This window comes from Oceaniradius stylonematis, from assembly GCF_965223445.1.
GTDB classification, from domain to species: Bacteria; Pseudomonadota; Alphaproteobacteria; order Rhizobiales; family Rhizobiaceae; genus Roseitalea; species Roseitalea stylonematis.
In genome coordinates, this window is sequence record NZ_OZ244994.1 from 3,004,713 (window position 1) to 3,027,790 (window position 23,078).

27 protein-coding genes are annotated in these 23,078 nt (G+C 66.1%); all 27 read left to right on the forward strand.

The annotated features are described in order from the left end of the window. The first annotated feature begins 20 nt into the window (after positions 1–20). Entirely contained in the window at positions 21–1,223 is a 1,203-nt protein-coding gene (locus ACOQOU_RS14825) for a phage portal protein (protein WP_306024866.1), read from the forward strand. A gap of 5 nt (positions 1,224–1,228) precedes the next feature. After that, positions 1,229–1,579, forward strand: coding sequence for a DUF6107 family protein (locus tag ACOQOU_RS14830; protein ID WP_109767301.1), 351 nt, complete (start codon positions 1,229–1,231; stop codon positions 1,577–1,579). Continuing rightward, complete coding sequence (locus ACOQOU_RS14835; RefSeq protein ID WP_109767300.1) at positions 1,566–2,255, forward strand: HK97 family phage prohead protease; 690 nt, start codon at positions 1,566–1,568, stop codon at positions 2,253–2,255. Before ACOQOU_RS14830 ends, ACOQOU_RS14835 begins: the two co-directional genes overlap by 14 nt. Positions 2,256–2,314: 59 nt before the next feature. Further along, entirely contained in the window at positions 2,315–3,553 is a 1,239-nt protein-coding gene (locus ACOQOU_RS14840) for a phage major capsid protein (protein WP_245412874.1), read from the forward strand. Positions 3,554–3,649: 96 nt separating this feature from the next. Next, positions 3,650–4,213 (forward strand): head-tail connector protein, encoded by a 564-nt coding sequence (locus tag ACOQOU_RS14845; protein ID WP_306024550.1) that lies wholly within the window; start codon positions 3,650–3,652, stop codon positions 4,211–4,213. A 2-nt stretch (positions 4,214–4,215) separates the two neighbouring features. Further along, positions 4,216–4,554 (forward strand): head-tail adaptor protein, encoded by a 339-nt coding sequence (locus tag ACOQOU_RS14850; protein ID WP_306024551.1) that lies wholly within the window; start codon positions 4,216–4,218, stop codon positions 4,552–4,554. Further along, positions 4,551–4,703 (forward strand): hypothetical protein, encoded by a 153-nt coding sequence (locus ACOQOU_RS14855; protein ID WP_158585245.1) that lies wholly within the window; start codon positions 4,551–4,553, stop codon positions 4,701–4,703. The genes ACOQOU_RS14850 and ACOQOU_RS14855 overlap by 4 nt, the downstream gene beginning before the upstream one ends. After that, positions 4,700–5,110, forward strand: coding sequence for a DUF3168 domain-containing protein (locus ACOQOU_RS14860; RefSeq protein ID WP_306024552.1), 411 nt, complete (start codon positions 4,700–4,702; stop codon positions 5,108–5,110). Before ACOQOU_RS14855 ends, ACOQOU_RS14860 begins: the two co-directional genes overlap by 4 nt. A 36-nt stretch (positions 5,111–5,146) precedes the next feature. Then, positions 5,147–5,560: a phage major tail protein, TP901-1 family gene (locus tag ACOQOU_RS14865; protein ID WP_109767295.1), complete on the forward strand. Its 414-nt coding sequence runs from the start codon at positions 5,147–5,149 to the stop codon at positions 5,558–5,560. Then, positions 5,557–5,883: a gene transfer agent family protein gene (locus ACOQOU_RS14870; RefSeq protein WP_196780349.1), complete on the forward strand. Its 327-nt coding sequence runs from the start codon at positions 5,557–5,559 to the stop codon at positions 5,881–5,883. Before ACOQOU_RS14865 ends, ACOQOU_RS14870 begins: the two co-directional genes overlap by 4 nt. Positions 5,884–5,886: 3 nt before the next feature. Next, positions 5,887–6,111, forward strand: a complete 225-nt coding sequence (locus ACOQOU_RS14875; RefSeq protein ID WP_109767294.1) for a rcc01693 family protein — start codon at positions 5,887–5,889, stop codon at positions 6,109–6,111. Continuing rightward, positions 6,104–6,685, forward strand: coding sequence for a phage tail tape measure protein (locus ACOQOU_RS14880; RefSeq protein ID WP_306024553.1), 582 nt, complete (start codon positions 6,104–6,106; stop codon positions 6,683–6,685). The genes ACOQOU_RS14875 and ACOQOU_RS14880 overlap by 8 nt, the downstream gene beginning before the upstream one ends. 10 nt (positions 6,686–6,695) lie before the next feature. Further along, complete coding sequence (locus ACOQOU_RS14885; RefSeq protein WP_109767292.1) at positions 6,696–7,307, forward strand: TIGR02217 family protein; 612 nt, start codon at positions 6,696–6,698, stop codon at positions 7,305–7,307. Then, a complete protein-coding gene (locus ACOQOU_RS14890) occupies positions 7,304–8,200 on the forward strand; it encodes a DUF2163 domain-containing protein (RefSeq protein WP_158585246.1) in 897 nt (298 codons plus the stop codon). The genes ACOQOU_RS14885 and ACOQOU_RS14890 overlap by 4 nt, the downstream gene beginning before the upstream one ends. Continuing rightward, positions 8,190–8,651: an NlpC/P60 family protein gene (locus tag ACOQOU_RS14895; RefSeq protein ID WP_306024554.1), complete on the forward strand. Its 462-nt coding sequence runs from the start codon at positions 8,190–8,192 to the stop codon at positions 8,649–8,651. Before ACOQOU_RS14890 ends, ACOQOU_RS14895 begins: the two co-directional genes overlap by 11 nt. Next, positions 8,651–12,574 (forward strand): baseplate multidomain protein megatron, encoded by a 3,924-nt coding sequence (locus ACOQOU_RS14900; protein ID WP_306024555.1) that lies wholly within the window; start codon positions 8,651–8,653, stop codon positions 12,572–12,574. Before ACOQOU_RS14895 ends, ACOQOU_RS14900 begins: the two co-directional genes overlap by 1 nt. Before the next feature lie 24 nt (positions 12,575–12,598). Next, on the forward strand, positions 12,599–12,805 hold the full coding sequence (locus ACOQOU_RS14905) for a hypothetical protein (RefSeq protein WP_109767288.1): 207 nt from the start codon (positions 12,599–12,601) through the stop codon (positions 12,803–12,805). A 57-nt stretch (positions 12,806–12,862) separates the two neighbouring features. Further along, on the forward strand, positions 12,863–13,126 hold the full coding sequence (locus ACOQOU_RS14910) for a hypothetical protein (protein WP_109767287.1): 264 nt from the start codon (positions 12,863–12,865) through the stop codon (positions 13,124–13,126). A gap of 73 nt (positions 13,127–13,199) precedes the next feature. Next, positions 13,200–13,892, forward strand: coding sequence for a response regulator transcription factor (locus ACOQOU_RS14915; protein ID WP_109767286.1), 693 nt, complete (start codon positions 13,200–13,202; stop codon positions 13,890–13,892). 5 nt (positions 13,893–13,897) lie between these two features. Beyond that, positions 13,898–15,265, forward strand: a complete 1,368-nt coding sequence (locus ACOQOU_RS14920; RefSeq protein WP_147393310.1) for an ATP-binding protein — start codon at positions 13,898–13,900, stop codon at positions 15,263–15,265. 73 nt (positions 15,266–15,338) lie between these two features. Beyond that, the gene (locus tag ACOQOU_RS14925; protein WP_109767284.1) at positions 15,339–15,797 is read left to right on the forward strand and encodes a hypothetical protein; all 459 of its coding nucleotides are present in this window, start codon (positions 15,339–15,341) and stop codon (positions 15,795–15,797) included. Between the two features lie 39 nt (positions 15,798–15,836). Then, positions 15,837–17,075 carry a c-type cytochrome biogenesis protein CcmI gene (gene ccmI, locus ACOQOU_RS14930; protein WP_158585247.1) on the forward strand — a complete coding sequence of 413 codons (1,239 nt, stop codon included), beginning with the start codon at positions 15,837–15,839 and terminating at the stop codon, positions 17,073–17,075. Further along, positions 17,072–17,545 (forward strand): cytochrome c maturation protein CcmE, encoded by a 474-nt coding sequence (gene ccmE / locus ACOQOU_RS14935; RefSeq protein ID WP_109767282.1) that lies wholly within the window; start codon positions 17,072–17,074, stop codon positions 17,543–17,545. Before ccmI ends, ccmE begins: the two co-directional genes overlap by 4 nt. 12 nt (positions 17,546–17,557) lie before the next feature. Next, positions 17,558–19,567: a heme lyase CcmF/NrfE family subunit gene (locus ACOQOU_RS14940; RefSeq protein ID WP_306024556.1), complete on the forward strand. Its 2,010-nt coding sequence runs from the start codon at positions 17,558–17,560 to the stop codon at positions 19,565–19,567. Next, positions 19,564–20,040 carry a cytochrome c-type biogenesis protein gene (locus tag ACOQOU_RS14945; protein WP_306024557.1) on the forward strand — a complete coding sequence of 159 codons (477 nt, stop codon included), beginning with the start codon at positions 19,564–19,566 and terminating at the stop codon, positions 20,038–20,040. The genes ACOQOU_RS14940 and ACOQOU_RS14945 overlap by 4 nt, the downstream gene beginning before the upstream one ends. Before the next feature lie 29 nt (positions 20,041–20,069). Then, complete coding sequence (locus tag ACOQOU_RS14950) at positions 20,070–21,302, forward strand: bifunctional alpha/beta hydrolase/OsmC family protein (protein WP_109767279.1); 1,233 nt, start codon at positions 20,070–20,072, stop codon at positions 21,300–21,302. Between the two features lie 151 nt (positions 21,303–21,453). Then, the gene (locus ACOQOU_RS14955; RefSeq protein WP_306024558.1) at positions 21,454–22,992 is read left to right on the forward strand and encodes a Do family serine endopeptidase; all 1,539 of its coding nucleotides are present in this window, start codon (positions 21,454–21,456) and stop codon (positions 22,990–22,992) included. Positions 22,993–23,078: the final 86 nt, after the last annotated feature.

Here is a 23,078-nt window from a genome sequence, read left to right on the forward strand (position 1 = left end):
CGATGAACAGGGTCAAGACCATGCTCGGTCGATGGCGGGCACGCGCAAACGCCGCCGACACGCATCCGGCGGGCAACACTGTGCCTGAACACAAGTCGGCCATCGCGCAGGGCTTTGTCGCCATGCACACCATGCTCGATGCCGGCTGGACGCATGCCTCCTTCTCCGCCCTGGCACGCGAAGGGTTCATGCGCAATCCGATCGTGCACCGGTGTGTGCGGATGGTGTCGGAGGCCGCTGCCGCCGTCCCCTGGAGCGTGCAGGAAGGCGACCGCGACCTTGCCGAACATCCGCTTGTGGACACGCTCGAACGCCCCAATCTCGGCCAGTCGCGAACCGCATTGGCCGAGACGCTGTTCGGCAACCTGCTTCTGTCAGGCAATGCCTATCTGGAACGCGTCGAGGCGGCCGACGGCCGGATGCGGCTGCATGCGATCCGGCCCGACCGCGTGCGGATCGAGCATGACGAGCGCGGATGGCCGGCCCGCTGCATCATCGAAGGTGCCGACGGAGCGCGCACGATCGGCATGGACGATGACGGCCGCGCGCCGGCTGTCGTGCATCTGTCGCTCTACAATCCGCTCAGCGAGACCGATGGATTCGCTCCGCTCGAGGCCGCGCTGATGGCGCTCGACGTCCACAATGCCGCCGCCCAATGGAACAAGGCGCTGCTCGACAATGCGGCGCGGCCATCGGGCGCTCTGATCTACGCGCCGGGCGACGGCTCGACCCTGACGGCCGAGCAATATGACCAGCTCAAGCGCGAACTTGCCGACGGCTATTCGGGCGCGCTCAATGCGGGCCGCCCGCTGCTGCTCGAAGGCGGGCTTGACTGGAAGGCGATGGGCCTGACGCCGCGCGACATGGACTTCATCGAAGCCAAGAACTCGGCCAGCCGCGACATCGCGCTCGCCTTCGGCGTGCCGCCGATGCTCCTGGGCATTCCCGGCGACAACACCTATTCCAACTATCAGGAGGCACAGCGCGCCTTCTACCGCCTGACGGTTCTGCCGCTGGTCCGCCGGACGGTCGAAGCGCTCTCGGGCTGGCTGGCGCCTCTCTATCCGGGGCGCATGCGGATTGGCATTGATCTCGACCGGGTCGAAGGGCTGGCGGCCGAGCGCGACGCGCTATGGGCGCGGCTCGAAGCGGCCTCCTTCCTGACGGACACCGAAAAACGTGAAGCGGTCGGCTATGCGCCGACGCCGACACGGAACGGCTGACCATCATGACCGACATCAACCCGGCGGGCACGGTGTGGCTCGCCAAGCTGGCCGGCGCGATCGCCGGCTCGGCGATCTCGCTCGCCTATCTGTTTCCGCGCTCGCGCCGCGAGGCCGCGTTGCGGTTTATGACCGGCGTGACCGGCGGTGTCGTCTTCGGCACCACGGCCGGCGTCGCGGTCGCCGAACGCCTGGCGATCGCGGACGTGCTCAGCGAGTTCGAAACCGTACTGATGGGCGCCGCGCTTGCCTCGGTCAGTATCTGGTGGGCGATGGGTCTGGCGATCCGCTTTGCCGACCGCGGCGGCAGCCCGAAAGGAAAAAACGGCACAAGGAAGCCCGATGATCCCTCTTGATCGCAAATTCGCCGCGACCGAACTGGGCGATGTCGATGAGACAGGCACGTTCACCGGCTATGCGTCCGTGTTCGGCGCGGTCGATCTGGGTCAGGAAGTGGTCGCCGCCGGCGCGTTCACGAAATCGCTGGCCGAAAGGGGCGCCGGCGGCATCCGCATGCTGTTCCAGCACAATCCCGACGAGCCGATCGGCCACTGGCTGTCGGTCGAGGAGGATGCGCACGGCCTGAAGGTTTGTGGCCGGATCAGCACCGAAGTCGCGCGGGGCCGCGAGGTGCTGGCGCTGATGCAGGCGGGCGGTCTCGACGGCCTGTCGATCGGCTTCAAGACGGTGCGTGCCAAGACCGATGCAGCCACCGGCGCACGCCACATTCTCGAAGCCGATCTCTGGGAGATTTCCGTCGTCACCTTCCCGATGTTGCCCGAGGCACGGGTGGCGGCCGTCAAGGCCGCGCCGACCCTGCCGACGGTTCGGGACTTCGAACGTTGGCTCGTGCGCGATGCCGGGCTGACCAGACGGCAGGCCCGCACGGTCATCACCAAGGGGTTTGCCGCATTGGATCGCGGGCGGGAAGCCGCGTCCGGAACCGGTGCGCAGGACGGCCTTGTGCTTGCGAGCACCATCCGCCGTGCCGCCGATCATCTCACACTCAAGACCAAGGAACTGCGATCATGAGCACCCTCCAAACGTGCCGCATGGCTCCGGCGCGAAAGGCCGCCTCGGCCGCGCCGGCCATGCCCGCGGCCAAACCCATGCCCGTCTCCCATGCACAGGATGTCGCCGAGGCGTTCGACGATTTCATGCGGGCCTTCGACGCGTTCAAGCAGGCCAATGACGAACGTCTGCGCGAGTTGGAGAGCCAGCTCGGCGAGGATCCGGTCTCCGCCGACAAGGTGGACCGCATCAACCAGGCGGTTGACGAGCAAAAGCGAGTGCTTGAACGGCTGGTCGCCAAGGCCGCGCGGCCGGCAGCCGGCGGCGGCTTCGCCTTTGCTGGCGCGAGCGAACACAAGGCCGCTTTCGAGCGCTATGTGCGCGGCGGCGACGAAACCGGCCTGCGGCGTCTCGAAGCCAAGGCCATGTCCTATGGTTCGGGTCCCGACGGCGGTTTTCTCGTGCCGCCCGAGACCGAGACGGCCATCGCAGCCCGCTTGCGCGATTTGTCGCCTGTTCGCGCGCTGGCGACCGTGCGCCAGGTCACCGGCGCGGTGCTGAAAAAGCCGTTCGCCGTCAGCGGCCCTGCGGTCGGCTGGGTCGGCGAAACCGATGCGCGTCCCGAGACGGCGGCGGGAACGCTGGCCGAACTGCAGTTTCCAACGATGGAACTCTACGCCATGCCGGCGGCGACCGCGACCCTGCTCGAGGACAGCGCCGTCGACATCGACCAGTGGATTTCCGCCGAGGTCGAGGCGGCATTCGCAGAGCAGGAAGGAACGGCCTTCGTCAATGGCGACGGCGTCAACAAGCCGCGCGGCCTTCTCGACTACACCATGGTCGACGAGAGTGCGTGGAGCTGGGGCAATCTCGGCTATGTTCCAACCGGCACGGCCGGCGATCTGCCTGCCGACGACGCGACCGGCGTGCTGCTCGACACGGTGTTCACGCTCAAGGCCGGCTATCGGCAGAACGCATCCTGGCTGATGAGCCGCAAGACCCAGGCCGCCATCCGCAAGCTCAAGGATGCGGACGGAAACTATGTCTGGCAGCCTCCGGCAACGGCGGAGCAGAAGCCTTCCCTGATGGGCTTTTCGGTGCACGAATCCGAAGACATGCCGGCCATCGCCACAGACGCGCCTGCCATCGCCTTCGGCGATTTCGCGCGCGGCTATCTGGTGGTCGACCGGCGCGGCGTCTCGGTGCTGCGCGATCCCTATTCGGCCAAACCCTACGTGCTCTTCTACACCACCAAGCGCGTCGGAGGCGGCATCCAGGACTTCGATGCCATCAAGCTGATCCGGTTCGGCGTGAGCTGATAGGCGCGGCCTCGTCCCCCGCGCTTCACGCCGCAGCGGACGGCCCGGTCCGCCTCCCTGCCGGGCCGTTCGCATCCATTTCGCAAAGGACAAACAATGGTTCTGATGCCCATCGGCACGCCGGCCGTTCCGCCGGTGACGCTTGCGGACGCCAAGGCGCATCTGCGCGTCACCCATGAAGGAGAAGACACGCTGATCGCCGAACTGGTCGATGCCGCCGCGCGTTTTATCGCCGACGATACGGGCCTCGCCCTGATCGACCAGACTTGGCGTCTTTCGCTGTCCGAGGCGCCGGCGGCGCCCGTTTCGCTGCCGCGCCATCCCGTTGCCGCGATCGTTGCGGTCACAGTCTACGACCCGGACGGCGATCCGAACGTTCTGGAGGGCAGCGCCTACCGGCTCGACACGATGCGGCGGCCGGCCACCTTGACCTTCGAGCCGGGATCCCTGTCGGCCTCCATGACCGGCGTCGAGATCGACTTCCGCGCCGGCTTCGGACCCGCGGGACCCGATGTGCCCGACACGCTGCGCCGCGCGATCCTGACCCTCGTCGCCCATTGGTACGAATTCCGGGGCAGCTACGGACCGAGCGAGCAGCCCGTTTCGGTTCCGATGGCCTATTCGCGCCTGGTGCGCGCCTGGCGCCGGATCGGCATCTGACCATGGCGCCGCAATCAATCGATCCTGGCCGGCTGCGCGTCCGTTTTGCGCTCGAAGAATGGGCGTCGGCGCCCGACGGGCGGGGCGGCTTCACCGACATGTGGACCCATGTCGCCCACGTCTGGGGCATGGTCGCCTCGTCACGCGCCACCGATCCGCTGCGCGCCGGCGCCGGAGAGCAGGTGACCGAGCGCACCATCGTGCTGCGCGCCGATCCCCGCGTCCGGCCTGCCATGGGTCTTGTGGCGGGCAGCGACCGTTTCGTCATCCAGACGGTGCACGACGAAGACATGGGCGGGCGCCATCTGCGCTGCATCGCGACCAGCGAGGTGCCGCAGTGAAGACCGCCATCAGGACCACGGTCGACGATCTGGTCGGCGCTCTGCGCAAGGCGGTTCTGGCGCGCGCCGACGAACGCGCCACGCGGCTTGCCGACGAGGCGTCAACCAATGGCCGCGCTCCAGCTAAGAATGAGGACAAGCGGTCATGACCGGCGATCTTCACGCCTGGCTCCTCGACCGGCTGTCGAACGATGCCGCGCTCGTGGCCGATCTCGGCGATCCGCCGCGCGTCTTCGACAGGCCGCCGCCGCGTCGCGCCTTGCCCAGCGTCTATGTCGGCCGGATCGAGGTGGCGGACTGGAGCACCGACGATGCGCGCGGGCAGGCGGTGTCCGTCGTCATTCACGCCTATGCGCGCGGTCCCGGCCGAACCGATATCGACCGGATCGTTGCCGGCATCGAGAGCACGCTGACCGATGCGGTCCCGGCGACAGCCCAGTCCACACGGATCGTGCTGGCAACGCCGGTCGCCATATCGACAGCCTATGAGCGCGGACAGGCCGCCTTCCACGCAACGCTGCGGTTGCGTTTCCTGTGCGCGGCGGCCGGTGCGTGATCCGGAACAACCCGACATCCGAAACGGAGACCTCCCATGACCGCCCAGCGTGGCAAGGACATCCTTTTGAAATTCTTCGACGACGGTCAGCAGGCGTTCGTCTCCGTGGCGGGACTGCGCACCAAGCGGATCGCTTTCAATGCGCAGACCGTCGACATCACCGACACGGAGTCGGCCGGCCGGTGGCGCGAGCTTCTGGGCGGTGCGGGCGTGCGGCGCGCCTCCATTTCCGGATCAGGCATCTTCAAGGATGCGGCGTCCGATGCGCTTGTCCGGCAAGCCTTCTTCGATGGCACGATCGATCAGTGGGAGATCGTGATCCCCGATTTCGGAGCGATCTCGGGCGCGTTCGCGATCACCGCGCTCGACTATGCCGGAAACCATGATGGTGAGGTGACGTTCGAAACGGCTCTTGAATCCGCCGGCGAACTGACCTTCGGAGCATTGTGATGCTGGTCAATCGCAGACGCGGCGAGATTGTCGCCAATCTGGGCGGCAAGGACCGTTGCCTGTGTCTGACGCTCGGAGCGTTGGCAAAACTCGAAAGCGCCTTTGCCGTCGGAGATCTGGGCGCTCTTGGCGAGCGTTTTTCGTCCGGCCGGCTGTCGGCGCGTGACCTGTTGACCATCATCCATGCGGGCCTTGAAGGCGGTGGCCACACATTCACGCTCGACGATGTGGCCGAGATGCAGGCCGAAGGCGGGCTGGCCGGATATGCGGCGATCGTCAGCGAATTGCTGGCTGCGACCTTTGGCCCGGCCGAGGAAAACTGATCGATGCGGCGCGCCTTTCCCTGGAACGACGCCATCGTGTTCGGGCTTGGCATCATGCGGCTTGCGCCGCAGGCGTTCTGGGCGATGACACCACGCGAACTCGCGGCGGCCATGTCGGTTGCACACGGCGCCGGGACCTTGGCGCCATCGCGCCGCACACTTGAGGATTTGCTGTCGGCATTTCCCGATAGCGGCACCTCCGAGCTGGGACCGAACCACCATGGATGAAGAACTGATCGTCACTGTCGATGCCGACACGACAGGGCTCGAAACCGCGCTCGCGACGCTCAAGAACGAAGCCGAGAGCTTCGGCCAGACGATGACCGGCGCATTGAGCGACATCGTCATCAAGGGCAAGTCGGTGGAGGACGTTCTGCGCGGCATCGCCATGAGCATGTCGCGCAACGCACTCAACCGGGGCCTGGCGCCGCTGCAGTCCATGTTCGACGGTTTCGGCCGATCGGTTCTCGGCGGGTTACTGGGCGCGGCAAAGCCGTTTGCCGCGGGCGGGGTCGCATCGACCGGTCTTTTTGCAGGCGGAGGCGGGGTTCTGGCTGCACCGGCCTATTTCCCGCACGGCAACGGATTTGGTGTTGCGGGAGAGGCCGGTGCCGAGGCCATCCTGCCGCTCAGACGCGGTGCGGACGGCCGTCTGGGTGTCGCCGCGGGCGGACCGAGCGAGGCCCCCGCGCAGGTCGTCGTCAACATTTCGACACCCGACGTAAGGGGCTTCGAGCGCTCCCGGTCCCAGGTCAGCGCGGCGCTCACCCGCGCCGTGATGCGCGGCCGGCGCAGCGTCTGAGGAGCGGGCCATGGCCGATTTTCACGATGTCGCATTCCTTCCGCGCCTGCCTTTCGGCATCAATGTCGCCAGCCGCCGGCACATCGATGTCGTCGCCCTGTCTTCGGGTCACGAGATCCGCAACAGCCGGACCGCCGAGACGATGCGGCAATATACGATCCCTGTCGGCACGCGTCCGATGGCCGAAATCCGCGCCATCCTGACGTTCTTCGAGGCGCGTGGCGGGCCGTTGCATGCCTTCCGGTTCCGCGATCCGGTCGAACCTTCGACCGGACCCGATGGCGGCGTTCCCGATGCATCGGACGTACATCTGGGCACGGGCGACGGCGCGCTAACGCAATTTCAGCTCACGACCGCGAGCGGCCGCGTCATCCGCAAGCCCGAGCCGTCAAGCGTGGTCATGGCCCTCGACGGATCCGTCATCGATCCCGGTTCGGTTTCGGTCGATGCGGCGACGGGCATCGTCACTCTTTCGGCCGCTCCGGCCCCCGGCGTCGCCCTCACCGGCGGCTGCCTGTTCGATGTACCGGTGCGTTTTGAGAACCAATCGCTGCAGATCACGCGCGCCGACCCCGACGCGGGCGCGCTCGACGACCTGGTCCTGACCGAGGTGATCGCGTGAGAACCCTGCATCCCGATCTTCAGACCCATCTGGAAAACGATGCCACCACGGTCTGTCTGGCGTGGATCGTCCGGCGAACCGACGGCGCCTCGCTCGGCTTCACCGACCATGACCGGCCGCTGATGATTGCCGGCACGCTGTGCGAGCCGCAGACGGGGTTCACCGCCGGCGCGGCCGAGGCGTCGATGGGTCTGGGTGGCGACATCTCGGATGTTTCGGGCGCCTTGTCATCATCGGCAGTCTCGGAAACCGACATCGAACGCGGCGCATATGACGGCGCCGATGTCGCGCTCTATCTGGTCAACTGGGAAGCGCCGGAAACGGCAAGCCTGCTGCGCCGTTTCCATGTCGGAGAGATCACGCGCGAGGGCCGGGCCTTTCGGGTCGAATTGCGCAGTCTGTCGGCGACGCTCGACCAGCCGCGCGGCCGCTTCTTCACCCGCCATTGCGATGCCGGGCTCGGCGATGCACGCTGCGGTTTTGCACTGTCAGCCACGCCGGGATACAGCGCCTCGGGCACCGTTTCGGGCGGCGACGGCGCCCGCTCGATCGACCTGGCCGGGATCGGCGTTCACCCGGACCGCTGGTTCGACCATGGCGTGTTGCGGTTCGATGGCGGCGTCCGCGCCGGCGACATGCTTTCCGTCTCAGCGGCCAGCCTGTCCGATGCATCGATCATGCGCATTCTGCTGCGCGAACCGGTCGGCGTGTCGCCCGCGACAGGCGACCCGGTGACGCTGTTCGCCGGCTGCGACAAGACGTTCGCGACGTGCAAGGCCAAGTTCTCCAACCAGCTCAATTTTCAGGGGTTCCCGCACATGCCCGGCGACGACCGGGCGCTCAGCTATGTTCATTCCGACGCCGTGTTCGATGGCGGGCCCCTTGTCCCCTGATCCGCTGCGCATGGCGATCGTTGCGGCCGCGCGCCGCTGGATCGGCACGCCTTATCGCCACCAGGCGGCCCGGCGCGGCGTCGGCTGCGATTGCCTTGGGCTCGTCGCCGGTGTCTGGGCCGATGTCTATGGTGCGATGCCTGACTACGACCGCTCCTATTCGGCCGATTGGGCTGAGAGCGCCGGTGCCGGAGAACCGCTGCTCGGCGCCTGCAAGGCCCGCTGCAGCGCTGTCTTTGTCGGGGACGAACAAGCTGGCGATCTTCTCGTCTTCCGATGGTCGCCCCACGTCGCCGCCAAGCACCTGGCGATTATGGCGGGGCCGGCGATGATGATCCATGCGCGCGAGCGCCACGCGGTTTGCGAAACCGCGCTGACGGGCTGGTGGCAAAGGCGTCTGGCGGCGGTGTTCGCATTTCCCTTTCACGGCGATTTTTCGGCAGCGCGCTGATGGCGACGCTTCTGCTTCAGGCCGCCGGCGGGTTGCTGGGCGGCGCATTCGGCACGTTCGGCGCCACAGTGGGCACCGCTGCAGGTGCCCTCGCTGGCTACTGGATCGACCAGCGTCTGTTCGGCGCCAGCCAGCATGCCGAGGGACCGCGCCTGACCGAACAGCGGCCGATGACGGCCGAGGAGGGTGTCCCGGTAGCCCGCGCCTATGGCCATGTGCGGCTCGCCGGCACGGTCATCTGGGCAACGCGTTTCGAGGAGGAGACGACGACCGAACGCCAGGGCGGCAAGGGCGGTCCGAAGGTCACGACCACCACCTACAGCTATTTCGGCAATGTCGCGGTGGCCCTGTGCGAAGGGCCGGTTGCCATGGTCAAGCGCGTCTGGGCGGACGGCCGCGAAATCGACCTGACTGAAATCACCGTACGCGTCCACACCGGTGAAGCCGGACAGACGGCCGACCCATTGCTTGAGGTAAAGCAGGGCGCGGACAACACCCCCGCCTACAGGAATATCGCCTATCTGGTCTTTGAGCGCTTTCCGCTCGAGGATTTCGGCAATCGCATTCCGCAGATCGAAGCCGAAGTGATCCGGCCGGTCGGCGAACTCGAGAAGGGGTTGACCGCCGTCTCGGTCATTCCCGGCGCGACCGAGCACGGCCTTTCGCCAAGCTCCGCCATCAGCCAGCTTGGTCCGGGCGAAACGGTCGAACACAATCGCCACATCCTTTATGCGGGCAATGACTGGTCGGCCTCGATCGATGAATTGCAGGCGATCTGCCCGAACCTGAAGCATGTCTCGCTCATCGTCACATGGTTCGGTGACGATCTGCGCGCTGGCGACTGTTCGCTCAGGCCCGGCGTCACACAACGCCAGATGGGCGAGGAAAGCCCGCTTTGGAAGGTCAGCGGTCTGAGCCGCCAGAGCGCCGATTCTCGTCTGGTCAGCCGGGTCGAGGGCCGCCCCGCCTATGGCGGAACGCCGACTGACGCCTCCGTCATCGAAGCCATTCGCGATCTGAAGGCGCGCGGCCTTTCGGTCATGCTGCATCCCTTCATCATGATGGATGTTCCGCAGGACAACGCGCTGCCCGACCCTTATGACGGTGCGGTGCAGGCGCCCTATCCCTGGCGCGGCCGGATCACCTGTTTTCCCGGCCCCGCACAGGCGGGCAGCGCGGACGGGACGGCGACGGCGCAAAGCCAGGTTGCAGCATTCGTCGGCGCCACGCAGCCCGCTGATCTGGCGGTGAGCGGCGAGATGGTGGTTCCCGGCCCCGGCGCCGATTGGGGCTATCGGCGCCTCGTCCTGCACATGGCTCGCCTCGCACAGATCGCTGGCGGCGTCGATGCCATGCTGATCGGCAGCGAGTTGCGCGGCCTGACATGGCTGCGCAATGCGTCCAACCAGTTTCCGTTCGTCGATGCGCTGCGCCAACTGGCAAGTGACGTTCGTGCGATACTCGGGCCGGGCTGCAAGCTGAGCTATGGCGCCGACTGGTCGGAATATTTCGGCTATCATCCGGCCGACGGCTCGGGCGATGTCTTCTATCATCTCGATCCGCTCTGGGCGGCGCCCGAGATCGATGCGGTGGGCATTGACAATTACATGCCTCTGTCCGACTGGCGCGCGGCCGATGCGTTTTCCGACCAGGGCAACCCCGATGGCATGCGCGCCGACAATGACGCGGCTGCGATGCAGTCGGTGATCGCGGCGGGCGAGGGTTTCGACTGGTACTATGCGAGCGATGCCGGCCGTGCGGACCGCATGCGTTCGCCGATTACCGACGGAGCCCATGGCAAGCCATGGGTCTATCGCTACAAGGATCTGGTCTCCTGGTGGTCGAACGTTCACGTCGACCGGCGTGGCGGCGCCGAGACCGGGCCGCAATCGCCGTGGGTGCCCTATGGCAAGCCGATCTGGATGACCGAGACTGGATGCCCCGCCGTCGATGCGGGCGCCAATCAACCCAATGTCTTCCCCGATCCCAAGTCGAGCGAAAGTGCACGGCCGCACCATTCGGCCGGCACGCGCGGCGACGGGGTCCAGCGGGCCTTCCTGACGGCGCATCAAAGGCACTGGGTCCAGGTGGGCGCGCCAGCGAACCCCGTCGCCCCCGGCACATCGGTGCCGATGGTCGATCCCGAACGGCAGTACATTTGGGCTTGGGACGCCCGGCCCTATCCCGAGTTTCCGCGCAATGGCACCATCTGGGGCGACGGGCCGAACTGGCTGACCGGACACTGGATCAATGGGCGCCTCGGCTGCGCCCCGCTCGCGGGACTGATCGGCGCCATCTTCGCAGATCACGGCCTGCCGGCGCCCGATGTCGAGGCCGTCAGGGGCGTTGTGCAGGGCATGACGGTGCTGACGCCCGGCAGCATCCGCCAGACGCTCGAACCGCTTGTCGATGCGTTCGGGCTGGTTGTAACGGACACGGGCGACGCCCAGGCACCGCTGATCCGGATCGCCGACCCCGACTATCGACCGGTCGCGGTTCCTCGCGCGCAGCTTTGTCTGGGCAAGGAGCATGGCGACCGCACGCTGATATCGGGGCAAGCCGATGAATTGCCCTCCGAGGTGGTGCTCCGCTATCGCGACGCGCTGACCGACTACCGCACCCAATCGGCACGTTCGCGCCGGCGGGATGGGCCGTCCGCCATGCTGATTGACGCCAATCTGCCTTGTACGCTGCATCCCGAAGGCGCGCTCGCCGTCGCGAACGCGATGCTGGATCGTCTCTGGTTTGGCCGCGACACGCTGAAATTCCATCTGCCGCTGCGCTTTGCGGGCCTTGAACCGGGCGATGTCGTCGCCTTTGACGACAATCCGCGCGGCCATTGGCGCATCACTGCGATCGATCTGACGGACCGTCTTGAGATCACGGCACGCTCCATCGTCCGGTCGCTGTCACCGGCAATGCCGCCGGCGTTTTCCGTCCACTCCGCGTCACCTGAAGCATCGGGCAGGTTTGGCGGGCCGCCGGAAACGGTTCTGCTCGACTTACCCATGCTCGATCAAACGACCGTCGAGAACAATCACCGGATCGCTGTACACGCCGTGCCTGATCGTCCGCACGCGGTGCTGTCATCGCCGGGCGCCGACGGGTTCGAACTGCGCCAGACGGTTGCCGGCAACGCGATCATGGGCACGCTGCTGACACCGTTGTCGCCCGGCCCGCCGGGCCGGTATGACCGTGCCAGCACGGTTCATGCCCGCCTGTTCGGTGGCGAGTTTTCGTCCGTAACCCGGGAACTTTTGCTGGCCGGGCGCAACGCACTGGCGGTCGAGATCACAGGCGGTCTGTTCGAGGTGCTCCAGTTCCGCTTCGCGGAAGAAGTGGCGCCCGGCGAGTGGCGTCTTTGGGAGCTTCTGCGCGGTCAGGCCGGAACCGACGATGCCGCGGCTGCCGGCGCGCCGGCGGGCGGCCGGATCGTCTTTCTGGACCGTCGCGTCCCGCCTTCGGGGCTCACCGCCGCAGAGGCCGGCCGAACGCTCAACTGGCGGATCGGCCCCGCCGGCAGGACGTTTTCCTCGCGTTACTTCACAGTCTTGACGGCAATCGCCGGAACGCGGGCCTTGCTGCCGCTCTCGCCGGTTCATCCCCGCGCTCATCTTATGCCGGACGGCGCGGTCCAATTGTCGTGGATCCGCAGGAGCCGGATCGGCGGCGATGTGGCGATCGGCGGCTCAACTCCGCTCGGCGAGGAGCGCGAGCTTTATCGCGTCACGCTGTTCGATGGCAGCGGGGCGCCAATCCATACCGCTGAGCCCGACGCGTCTTCACTGACGCTTTCGCCAGCCGGCATCGTCTCGATCTTCGGTTCCGTACCGGACGCGATCGACGCCGAGATCAGGCAAGTCAGCGCCCGTGTCGGCGACGGCCTGGCGATGCGCACGATCCTGCATTTGACCCCCAATTGATCATCCCACCTGAAAGGATCCGACATGACCGGAAGCAAACCCTGGTATCTTTCTCGCACGATCTGGGCGGCGATCGTCTCCATTGCCGCCAGCGGCGGCGCGGCTCTCGGCCTGCCGGTCGAGGCGGCCGCGCGCGAGGGCCTGACCGACGCGGTGCTGCAATTAGTCTCGGCTGCCGCCGGCGCCGTCGCGATCTTCGGGCGGATCGGCGCGACCACGCAAATCCGTTAGCGAAACTGGCCGGTTCCATTCAGTTTGCATTCATCTGACACCCCTTATAGAGGGGCCATGATGTTCAGGAATGCACTCACATTCGGCGCGCTGATGGTTGGACTGGCACTTGCCGGCCCGGCTCATGCCAGCGACACGGTCGAAGTGGCAAGCGAAAGCTGTTTTGCCCTCGGCCAGAATCTGGCGGCCCGGCAGGGCGCGACGCTGGTGGGCGCCGAGGCGGCGCAGCAGAACGGCCAGAACGGGTGTCGGGTGGTGCTGCTCTATCAGGGCCAAGGCGGAGAGCGCCCGCGCCGTGAGGAGATTTTTGTTGCGCAGTGAGTGTCGTGATAAAAGGCACAGCACCGCGCCGTGCCTGACTTAGAGTGGGCGGCAATCAACGGGAGCCGGTCCGATGCGCATCTTGGTTGTCGAGGACGACGCCGATCTCAATCGCCAGATCAAGGATTCGCTGGAAGACGCCGGCTATGTGGTCGATAGCGCGGCCGACGGCGAGGAAGGCCATTTCCTGGGCGACACCGAACCCTATGACTGCGTCGTTCTCGACATCGGGCTGCCGCTGATGGACGGCATTTCGGTGCTCCAGCGCTGGCGTGATGATGGTCGGGCGATGCCGGTCCTGATCCTGACGGCCCGCGATCGCTGGAACGACAAGGTTGCCGGCATCGATGCGGGCGCCGACGACTACGTCACCAAGCCGTTCCACATCGAGGAAGTGCTGGCCCGCGTTCGGGCGCTGATCCGCCGCGCGTCCGGACATGCGACGTCCGAACTGGTGTGCGGGCCGCTGGTCCTCGACACCAAGACATCCAAGGCGATGGTCGACGGCAAGATGCTCAAGCTCACCTCGCACGAGTTCCGGCTTTTGTCCTACCTTATCCACCACAAGTCTGCGGTCGTCTCCCGCACTGAACTCACCGAGCATCTCTACGATCAGGATTTCGATCGCGATTCCAACACGGTCGAGGTCTTTGTCGGCCGCCTGCGCCGCAAACTGGGATGCGACCTCATCGAGACCGTGCGCGGGCTCGGATACCGCTTGCGCGATCCTGACGACGAACAGGCCGGAACGCCTGCAGCCGGCTGAGCGCCGTGAAAGGATCGTTGCGCAACCGGGTGATCGCGCTGTCCACTGTATGGACGGTGCTCGCCGTCGCGTTGCTGGGCTGGCTGCTGGTCACGCAGTATCGGCTCAATGCCGAACGCGGCTTTGCCGACCTGCAACAGGCGCAGTTGTTCAGCCTGATCGCCGCGTTCCGCATCGCCGATGACGGTACGCTGACCGGCACGCCCAATCTGGGCGACCGGAGCTTTCGCGAAGCGGCGTCTGGGTGGTACTGGCAGGTGGCCGTGGTCGGCTCGGACGCGCCGGCACGGCAGTCGGTTTCGCTTGGAGGACAGTTCCTCACCGGCCCTTCGCTGGCCGAAGTTCCCTATGACGAACAATTCACCCGGACGTTCGAAACCGAAGGTCCGGCGGGCAATCGGCTGCGCGTGTTGGAGGCCGAAGTCCAGATCGGCCCCGCCGGAGAGATCGCCTTCTTCCAGCTTGCCGGCAACCAGAGCGAGTTCGATGCGGCCATCGCCGCACTGGGGCAGAACATTGCGCTCCTGCTGACGCTGTTCGGAGCCGGGCTCGTGGCGATCAATGGTGCGATCATCGTGTTTGGCATGCGGCCGCTCAACCGCGTGCGGGAGGCATTGCGCGCCATCCACGCGGGCGAGGAACACGCGCTGGCGGGTCGCTATCCCGACGAGATCCAGCCGATGGTGGATGAGATGAACATGCTCATCGACAACAATCGCAGGGTCGTCGAGCGCGCGCGGACGCAGGTCGGCAATCTGGCCCATTCGCTGAAGACGCCGGTTTCGGTTCTGAAAAACGAGGCGGATCGGGGCGAGCCCGTCGATCCGCGTCTGGTTGCCGACCAGGCCGACGCCATGAAGGCTCAGGTGGAGCACTATCTTCATCGCGCGCGCATTGCCGCCCAGACCGGAGGCACCGCCTTCCGGACCGATATCGCCGAGACGCTGGGGCGGTTGGTCAAGGTCATGCGCAAGCTCAATCCCGACAAGTCGATCGCCCTCGAGCTGCCGGCCGCCCCGCCAGCATTCGCCGGCGAGAAGGAGGACTTCGAGGAGATATGCGGGAACCTTCTCGAAAATGCCTGCAAATGGGCGGATGAACGCATTCGGGTCGGCCTCACCAATACGCCGGGAGATGACCGGTCGTTCACAATCTCCGTCGATGATGACGGGCCGGGCATTGCCGCCGGGCAGCGCACTCAGGCGCTCAGGCGCGGTCAACGTCTCGACGAAACCAAGCCGGGTACCGGTCTCGGTCTTTCCATCGTCGTCGAAACGGTGGAGGCCTACAAGGGCCATGTGAGCCTCGGTGAAAGCGAGATGGGCGGCCTGCGCGTCACGCTGATCCTGCCTCGGGCACGTACAGCGCCATGAATCTGCCTGTTGCCGCGGCGATCAATGCCCCGTAAATGCGGGCGACCGGAACCAACCGAAGGCGGACAGAACGATGGCCGGCGTGGCGCGCACCCTGACGAGACTTGTCCTTGTGGGCGGATTGTCGCTGGGCCTCGGCGGATGTGTCAGCCTGGGCGGAAGTCCGGCTCTTCCCTTGACGCCCGGCTCGGGCGGCGGCGGTGCGGCAGTTCCGGCTGCCAGCCTCCTCGAACCGCTGGCCGGTGGCCTTGTCGGTCGTATCGAGGCTCCGCGCCTGTCCCGCGCCGACCGCATCGCCGCGCTTCAAAGCGAATATCGCGCGCTTGAATACACCGCGCCCGGCGATCTGGTGACCTGGCAGGGGCGCTCCGGCGGCCTTGCGGGGCAGGTTGTCGCCTCCCAGCCCTACCGCGTCGGCTCGCAGGATTGCCGGCAATACACCCATACCGTCACTACCGGAGCGGTGACCCCCTCGGTCGTCCGCGGCACCGCCTGTCGCAACCCCGACGGCAGCTGGACCCTTCTTTCCTGACGCAACCGATGTGCCGGTGCACCTTTGTCGCAGCCGGTTTTGCTTGGAAACACCGCGCTCTGGCGATATCTGGTCACCATGGTTTTCTGGCTGACAGTGCTGGCGCTCACCGCCGCGGCAATCGTGATCGGCTTCCGGCCGATGCTGCGCGGCAGTGGATCGGCCGACCTCAATCGCGCCGAGGACCATGAGCACGACATTGCCGTCTACCGCCACCAACTCGAAGAACTGGCCGGCGAGGAAGCGCGCGGTTCGATCTCGCCGGTCGAGGCGGCGCAGGCGCGCAACGAGATATCGCGGCGCATCCTCGCCGTCGAGGACCGGATGTCACCGGTCGGAACGGCGGGCAAACCGGCGCGCGCGCCGCGCTCTGGCCTGGCGATGCTGGGTCTGTTCGCGCTGGTCTTTGTCCCCGGCCTGACGCTGATCATCTATACCGGCATCGGTTCGCCGGGGTATGAGTCGCAACCCTTGGCGATGCGGCTCGAAGCGATGCGCGATGTTGCGGCCATGCGCAGCCAGACCCAAGACCAGTTGCGGGACCTTGTCGTGCGCGCCGAGGATCATCTGCGCGACAATCCCGATGACGGCCGCGGATGGGACGTGCTGGCGCCGGTCTATTTCCGCCTCGGCGAGGTGGGAAAATCCGAAACCGCCTATCGCAACGCGATCCGCCTTCTGGGTGAAACGCCACAGCGGCTTTCGGGCCTTGGAGAAACGATGGTCACTGCCGCTGGCGGCATCGTCACCGCCGACGCGTCGGCGCTTTTCGAGCGGGCACTGGACACCAATCCCGCTGACGCCCGCGCCCGATTCTTCGTCGGATTGGCCGACGTGCAGATCGGCCAATATGAGGACGCTCGCGCGGCATGGACGTCGCTGGCCGCCGATGAGGGCGCCGACATGGCCTGGCGAGCCGTCGCGCAACAGAGCCTTGGGCGGCTCGACGAGACGGCGCCTGTCGCGGAGACTTCAGGCCGTCCGCCGGTGCTCGACGAAGCGACGATCGAGCAGATGCAGAATATGAGCGCCGATGAGCGCGGCTCGGTGATCGAAGCCATGGTGGCCTCGCTCGACGAGCGGCTGCGTGCCCAGCCCGACGATCTGGAGGGTTGGAAGCGCCTCATTCGCGCCCGGATTGTCCTTGATCAAGACGATGGCCTGCGTGACGCGCTAGAACGTGCCCGCAGCGCTTATGATGGCCGGCCCGAGGAGCTCGAGAGCCTGCGCGCTTTCGCCCAGGGCCTTGGGGTGGACTTGGAGGAATACTGGCCGTGACCCGCAAGCAGAAGCGCTTTGCCGTCATCTTCTCCGCGCTCGCCGTTCTGGGCGGTGCGGTGGCCTTGGTCCTGACCGGGCTCAGCGAGCAGGTCACCTTTTTCCGCACGCCGACGGACATCGTCTCGACGGCGAGCGCATCCGAAAACGAGGGCCGGCTGCGGCTCGGCGGGCTCGTCGTGATGGGCTCGGTGGAGACGCTCGACGATGCCGCGGTTCGCTTCGCCATCGAAGACGCAAATCACGCGGTAACGGTGCGTTATGCCGGCATTCTGCCGGACCTGTTCCGGGAAGGACAGGGAATCGTCGCCGAAGGCACGCTTCAACCGGACGGCACGTTCCGGGCCGACACGGTGCTTGCCAAACATGACGAAACCTACATGCCGCGCGAAGTCGCCGACGCGCTCAAGGAACAGGGCGTCTGGAAGGGCGAAGCGTCCGGTGAAACCCCGGCAAGCAGCGATTATTAGGGAGTGACGGACATGATCGTCGAACTGGGCCATTACGCGCTCGTTCTGGGACTGGCGCTGTCGCTGGCTCAGATGATCGTGCCGATGATCGGCCTGCGCACCAACAATGCGCGCATGCTTGCCGTCGCGCCGTCGCTGACGGTGGCCACCTTCCTCGTCGTCGCGGTCTCGTTTGCAGCGCTGACCTGGGCCTATGTTACGTCCGACTTCTCGGTTCGCAACGTCTGGGCCAACTCGTTCTCCGACAAACCGTTGCTTTTCAAGATAACCGGCGTCTGGGGCAATCACGAAGGCTCGATGCTCCTGTGGATACTGACGCTGGCGCTGTTCGGCGCGCTGGTCGCCTTCTTCGGCGGCAATCTTCCCTCGCGCCTCAAGGCGGCGGTGCTCTCCGTGCAGGGCTCGGTGACGGTCGCTTTCGCGCTGTTCATCCTGTTGACGTCCAACCCGTTCGAGCGTCTGTCGCCGCCGCCGCTCGAAGGGCGCGATCTCAACCCGATCCTTCAGGACATTGGCCTGGCGATCCATCCGCCGCTCCTTTATCTCGGATATGTCGGCTTTTCCATCTGCTTCTCCTTTGCCGTTGCGGCGTTGATCGAAGGCCGCATCGACGCGGCCTGGGCGCGCTGGGTGCGGCCGTGGACGCTTGTGTCCTGGGTGTTCCTGACCGCAGGCATTTCGATGGGCTCCTACTGGGCCTATTACGAACTGGGCTGGGGCGGCTGGTGGTTCTGGGATCCGGTCGAAAACGCCTCCTTCATGCCGTGGCTGATCGGCACCGCGCTGCTCCATTCCGCGCTGGTGATGGAAAAGCGCGAGGCGATGAAGGTCTGGACCATCCTGCTCGCCATCCTCGCCTTTTCCTTCTCCCTTCTCGGCACGTTCCTCGTCCGCTCGGGCGTTCTGACCTCGGTGCATTCGTTCGCCACCGATCCTCAGCGCGGCCTGTTCATCCTGATGATTCTGGTCTTCTTCATCGGAGGATCGCTGATCCTGTTCGCGCTGCGCGCCGGAACCCTGCGCAATGGCGGCATGTTCCATCCCGTCAGCCGCGAAGGGGCGCTGGTTCTCAACAACCTCTTCCTGACGACGGCGACCGCGACCGTGCTTGTCGGCACGCTCTATCCGCTTCTGGTGGAAGCGGTCTCCGGCGAGAAGATCTCGGTCGGCGCGCCCTATTTCAACTACACCTTTATCCCCTTGATGATCCCGCTCCTGATGGCCGTGCCGTTCGGACCGCTTCTGGCATGGAAGCGCGGCAATCTGGCCGCCGCCGCCGAACGGCTCTGGCTGACCGCCGCCATATCCCTGGTGGCCGCGCTCGCCATCGCATGGCTGATCTATGACGCGCCGGTCCTGTCCGCCTTTGCCTACGCGCTCGCCTTCTGGCTGATTGTCGGCTCGTTCGCCGATGTCTGGCAGAAGGCCGGGTTCGTCAAGAATGGCTGGTCGACCGGCTGGGCACGCCTCAAGGGCCTGCCGCGCGCCAGTTGGGGAACCGCGCTCGCACATGCCGGGCTCGGTATCACGACGCTCGGCATTGTCGGCGTGACCACGCTCGAGGACGAGACCGTGCTGCGCATGACGCCGGGCGAGACGACGAGCTTTGCCGGGTATGATGTCGAGTTCAATTCGCTGACGCCGGGCAAGGGTCCCAATTTCACCTATGACAAGGGCGTCTTCACGATCAGCCGCGACGGCCGGGTGATCGGAACGGTCGAGCCGGAAAAGCGTGTCTATGTCGCAAGCCGGATGCCGACGACCGAAGCGGGCATTCAGACTGTCGGCCTGTTCAGCCAGTATTATCTGGCGCTGGGCGATGCCGTCGAAGGGTCCGAGGACATCGTGGTGCGCATCTGGTGGAAACCGTGGGTGACGCTGATCTGGTACGGCACGGTCGTCATGGTCGCTGCGGGCCTTATCTCTCTTTCCGACCGGCGCCTTCGGATCGGTGCACCGGTTGCCGCACGCCGCAGGCGTCAAGAGGCGTTGGCCGCCGCAAGGGCGGAGCCGGCCGAATGAGGCGTCTTGTTGCAACGCTCGCGCTGATCGCGGCCTTGGGCGCGGCGCCGGCCCATGCCGTCAATCCCGACGAGATCCTCGACGATCCGGCGCTTGAGGACCGCGCACGCGATATCTCGGCCGGCCTGCGCTGCATGGTCTGTCAGAACCAGTCGATCGATGATTCCGACGCCGAGTTGGCGCGCGATCTGCGCGTCCTGGTCCGCGACCGTCTCGTCGCCGGCGACACCAACGACGAGGTGGTCGCCTATGTGGTCGATCGCTATGGCGAGTTCGTTCTGCTCCGGCCGACCTTTTCGGCCCGCAACGCGCTCCTTTGGGGCACGCCGATCATCATGTTGCTGCTGGGCGGCACCGCCGCCTTCCTGTTCGGGCGCCGGCACAGCCGGTCACGCGCCGGTGAGGCGCTGACCGCCGAGGAACAAGCCCGTGTCGCAAAGATTTTAGATGAAGGTGAGCGCAACGACGGCTAGGTAGTCCCCAACCATGAGGGGAAGTCGCCATGCCTGTCGAAAAACGCACCTTTAGGTCCCGTGACGGGCACATGCTTGCCGCGCGGTTCGACAGACCCGAGGGGCCGGTGCGCGGCAACGCTCTGTTCGCCCACTGCTTCACCTGCACCAAGGACATCGTCGCCGCCCGCCGCATCGCGGCCAACCTGGCGCGGCTCGGGGTGGCGGTGTTGCGCTTCGACTTCACCGGCCTCGGCTCCTCCGAAGGCGAGTTCGCCAACACCTCCTTTGTTTCCAACGTGGACGACCTCATCGCCGCCGCCGATCATCTGCGCGAAAGCGGCGAAGCGCCCATGCTGTTGATCGGCCATTCGCTTGGCGGCGCGGCCGTTCTGGCCGCGGCGGGCGACATTCCCGAGGTCAAGGGCGTGGTGACCATCGGCGCCCCGGCCGATGCCGAACATGTCCTTCACAATTTCGAAGCCAGCATCGAGGAAATCGAGCGCGAAGGGTCCGCCGAGGTCACGCTGGCCGGGCGCAAGTTCCGCATCGGCAAGGGGTTTGTCGATGCCGCGCGCGAAACCGCCCTGACCGACCGGATCGCCACGCTGCGCGCGTCGCTGCTTGTCATGCATTCGCCGATCGACGAGACGGTCGGCATCGACAATGCCACGCGCATCTTCACGGCGGCCAAACACCCAAAAAGTTTCGTGTCTCTGGACAAGGCCGACCATCTGCTGTCGGGCGCGGACGACGCGGAGTTCGCCGCCGAAGTCATTGCCGGTTGGGCGTCGCGCCTTCTTCCCAGGGACGAGCCTCAGGGCATCGAGGCGATCGAGCATGTCCGCGTCACCGAAACCCGCGCCAGCAAATTCCAGAACATTGTCCAGGCCGGCACGCACCGCTTCTTCGCCGACGAGCCGCCATCCGTGGGCGGTACCGACACCGGGCCAACCCCTTACGATTTCCTGTCGGCCGCACTCGGCGCCTGCACGTCGATGACGCTGCGCATGTATGCCAGCTTCAAGAAGCTCGATCTGGGCACCGTGACCGTCGATGTCAGCCACGCCAAGGTGCATGCCGACGATTGCGCCGATTGCACCGAGGAATCGCGCGCCAATGGCGGCAAGATCGACCGGTTCGAGCGGGTGATCACGGTCGATGGCAACGTCCCGGAAGAACTGGCCGGTAAGCTTGAGGAAATCGCCAACAAATGCCCGGTGCACAAGACGCTGGAAGGCAACGCGACGGTCGTGACCAGGGTGGAGGCGGGGCGGGGCTGACATCCCGTCCGCCGACACGGTGCTCACACGCCCGTGACCCAACCTTACCGATTTTTCATCTGACGGACATGTTTGCGCAATCTTCGGCTTCCTAGATTGGGTCCCAAGGCGCCGTCGCGCCATGCTTGGAATTCAAGAGGATGGAAAACCGATGAAGAAGTCCCGTTTTGCCACCGTCATCGTCGCTGCTGCCGTCGTTGGCGCCGGCTTTGCCGGATACGGCACCGCCCAATTCGCAAACCCCGCTTATGCCGAGGCCGTTCGGCTGGAGGCACCCGTCGCCGCGCCCGGTTTTGCAGATGTGGTCGATGCCGTCTCGCCGGCCGTCGTCTCGGTGCGCGTGCGCAGCCGCATCGACAATGTGTCCGACCGTTCGCCGCGCGGTTTCGACTATCGCGGCAGCCCCTTCGAGGACCTGCCCGAAAGCCATCCCTTCCGCCGGTTCTTCGACCGCGAATTCGGTGGCCGCGAATTCGGTGGCCGCGATTTCGAGAACCGCCGGTTCGGCGAGCGCCAGCCCGAACGCCCGCGCCGCGCCCGTCCTGTCAGCCAGGGTTCGGGTTTCTTCATCTCCGGCGACGGTTTCATCGTCACCAACAATCACGTCATTGAAAACGGCGAAGAGTTCACCGTCATCATGAATGACGGCACCGAGCTGGACGCCGAACTGATCGGCGCCGATCCGCGCACGGATCTGGCCGTCCTGAAGGTTGATGACGACCGCGACTTCACCTATGTCACCTTTGGCGACGACAATGCGACGCGCGTTGGCGACTGGGTGGTCGCGGTCGGCAATCCGTTCGGCCTTGGCGGCACGGTCACCGCGGGAATTGTCTCCGCTCGCGGCCGCGACATCGGCGCCGGCCCCTATGACGACTTCCTGCAGATCGATGCGGCCGTCAACCGCGGCAATTCCGGCGGGCCGACCTTCAATCTTGCCGGCGAAGTGGTCGGCGTTAACACGGCGATCTTTTCGCCGTCGGGCGGCAATGTCGGCATAGCGTTTGCCGTGCCTGCCTCGGTCGCAAGCGACGTGGTTGCCGAACTGATGGAGGATGGCGATGTCGAGCGCGGCTGGCTCGGTGTGCGCATTCAGCCGGTGACCGACGAGATCGCCGAGTCGCTCGGTCTGGCCGACGCGTCGGGCGCCATCGTCGCCGACCCCGAAGAAGGCGCGCCGGCTGATCGCGCCGGTATCCGTGCCGGTGACGTAATCACCGCGGTCAATGGCGATGCCATCGACGGGCCGCGCGATCTGTCGCGCGCCATTGCCGGCTTCGATCCGGGCACCGAGGTGACGATCACCGTCCAGCGCAACGGCGACAGCCGCGACCTGGCGGTCGAACTGGGCGAACTGCCTTCGCTCCAGACCTTCGCCGCCGCCCGCTCAGACACAACGCCCGACGAGGTCGAGCCGTCCTCGATGGACGATCTCGGCCTGACGGTGGTGCCGGCCGATGACGGCGAAGGCGTGCTGATCACCTCCGTCGAGCCCGACAGCCCGGCCTTCCAGTCCGGCATCCGCCCCGGTGACATCATCCGTGAGGTCAACAACCAGCCAGTGGCATCGGCTGCCGACATCGAGCAGCGCGTCGCTGAAATCGCCGAACGCGGCCGCGCGGCCGCGCTTCTGCGCCTTGAAGGCGAAGACGCCAGCCGGTTCGTCGCCGTGCCGCTGCCCCGCGGCTGACCGGTCAACCAGTTCCTGTCCGGGCCCTCCATGTCATCCCCTCCGGACGGGTCAAACGGCGGCGGGCCTTCCCCCCTCGCGCCCGC

Coding starts and splice junctions, on each gene's coding strand:
- ACOQOU_RS14865 (WP_109767295.1), top strand. CDS start 5,147: ATGACCGCCCAGCGTGGCAAGGACATCCTTTTGAAATTCTTCGACGAC.
- ACOQOU_RS14860 (WP_306024552.1), top strand. CDS start 4,700: ATGACCGGCGATCTTCACGCCTGGCTCCTCGACCGGCTGTCGAACGAT.
- ACOQOU_RS14945 (WP_306024557.1), top strand. CDS start 19,564: ATGAGGCGTCTTGTTGCAACGCTCGCGCTGATCGCGGCCTTGGGCGCG.
- ACOQOU_RS14875 (WP_109767294.1), top strand. CDS start 5,887: ATGCGGCGCGCCTTTCCCTGGAACGACGCCATCGTGTTCGGGCTTGGC.
- ACOQOU_RS14900 (WP_306024555.1), top strand. CDS start 8,651: ATGGCGACGCTTCTGCTTCAGGCCGCCGGCGGGTTGCTGGGCGGCGCA.
- ACOQOU_RS14940 (WP_306024556.1), top strand. CDS start 17,558: ATGATCGTCGAACTGGGCCATTACGCGCTCGTTCTGGGACTGGCGCTG.
- ACOQOU_RS14825 (WP_306024866.1), top strand. CDS start 21: ATGCTCGGTCGATGGCGGGCACGCGCAAACGCCGCCGACACGCATCCG.
- ACOQOU_RS14845 (WP_306024550.1), top strand. CDS start 3,650: ATGGTTCTGATGCCCATCGGCACGCCGGCCGTTCCGCCGGTGACGCTT.
- ACOQOU_RS14905 (WP_109767288.1), top strand. CDS start 12,599: ATGACCGGAAGCAAACCCTGGTATCTTTCTCGCACGATCTGGGCGGCG.
- ACOQOU_RS14830 (WP_109767301.1), top strand. CDS start 1,229: ATGACCGACATCAACCCGGCGGGCACGGTGTGGCTCGCCAAGCTGGCC.
- ACOQOU_RS14840 (WP_245412874.1), top strand. CDS start 2,315: ATGCCCGCGGCCAAACCCATGCCCGTCTCCCATGCACAGGATGTCGCC.
- ACOQOU_RS14910 (WP_109767287.1), top strand. CDS start 12,863: ATGATGTTCAGGAATGCACTCACATTCGGCGCGCTGATGGTTGGACTG.
- ACOQOU_RS14885 (WP_109767292.1), top strand. CDS start 6,696: ATGGCCGATTTTCACGATGTCGCATTCCTTCCGCGCCTGCCTTTCGGC.
- ACOQOU_RS14850 (WP_306024551.1), top strand. CDS start 4,216: ATGGCGCCGCAATCAATCGATCCTGGCCGGCTGCGCGTCCGTTTTGCG.
- ACOQOU_RS14915 (WP_109767286.1), top strand. CDS start 13,200: ATGCGCATCTTGGTTGTCGAGGACGACGCCGATCTCAATCGCCAGATC.
- ACOQOU_RS14925 (WP_109767284.1), top strand. CDS start 15,339: ATGGCCGGCGTGGCGCGCACCCTGACGAGACTTGTCCTTGTGGGCGGA.
- ACOQOU_RS14950 (WP_109767279.1), top strand. CDS start 20,070: ATGCCTGTCGAAAAACGCACCTTTAGGTCCCGTGACGGGCACATGCTT.
- ACOQOU_RS14835 (WP_109767300.1), top strand. CDS start 1,566: ATGATCCCTCTTGATCGCAAATTCGCCGCGACCGAACTGGGCGATGTC.
- ACOQOU_RS14880 (WP_306024553.1), top strand. CDS start 6,104: ATGGATGAAGAACTGATCGTCACTGTCGATGCCGACACGACAGGGCTC.
- ACOQOU_RS14955 (WP_306024558.1), top strand. CDS start 21,454: ATGAAGAAGTCCCGTTTTGCCACCGTCATCGTCGCTGCTGCCGTCGTT.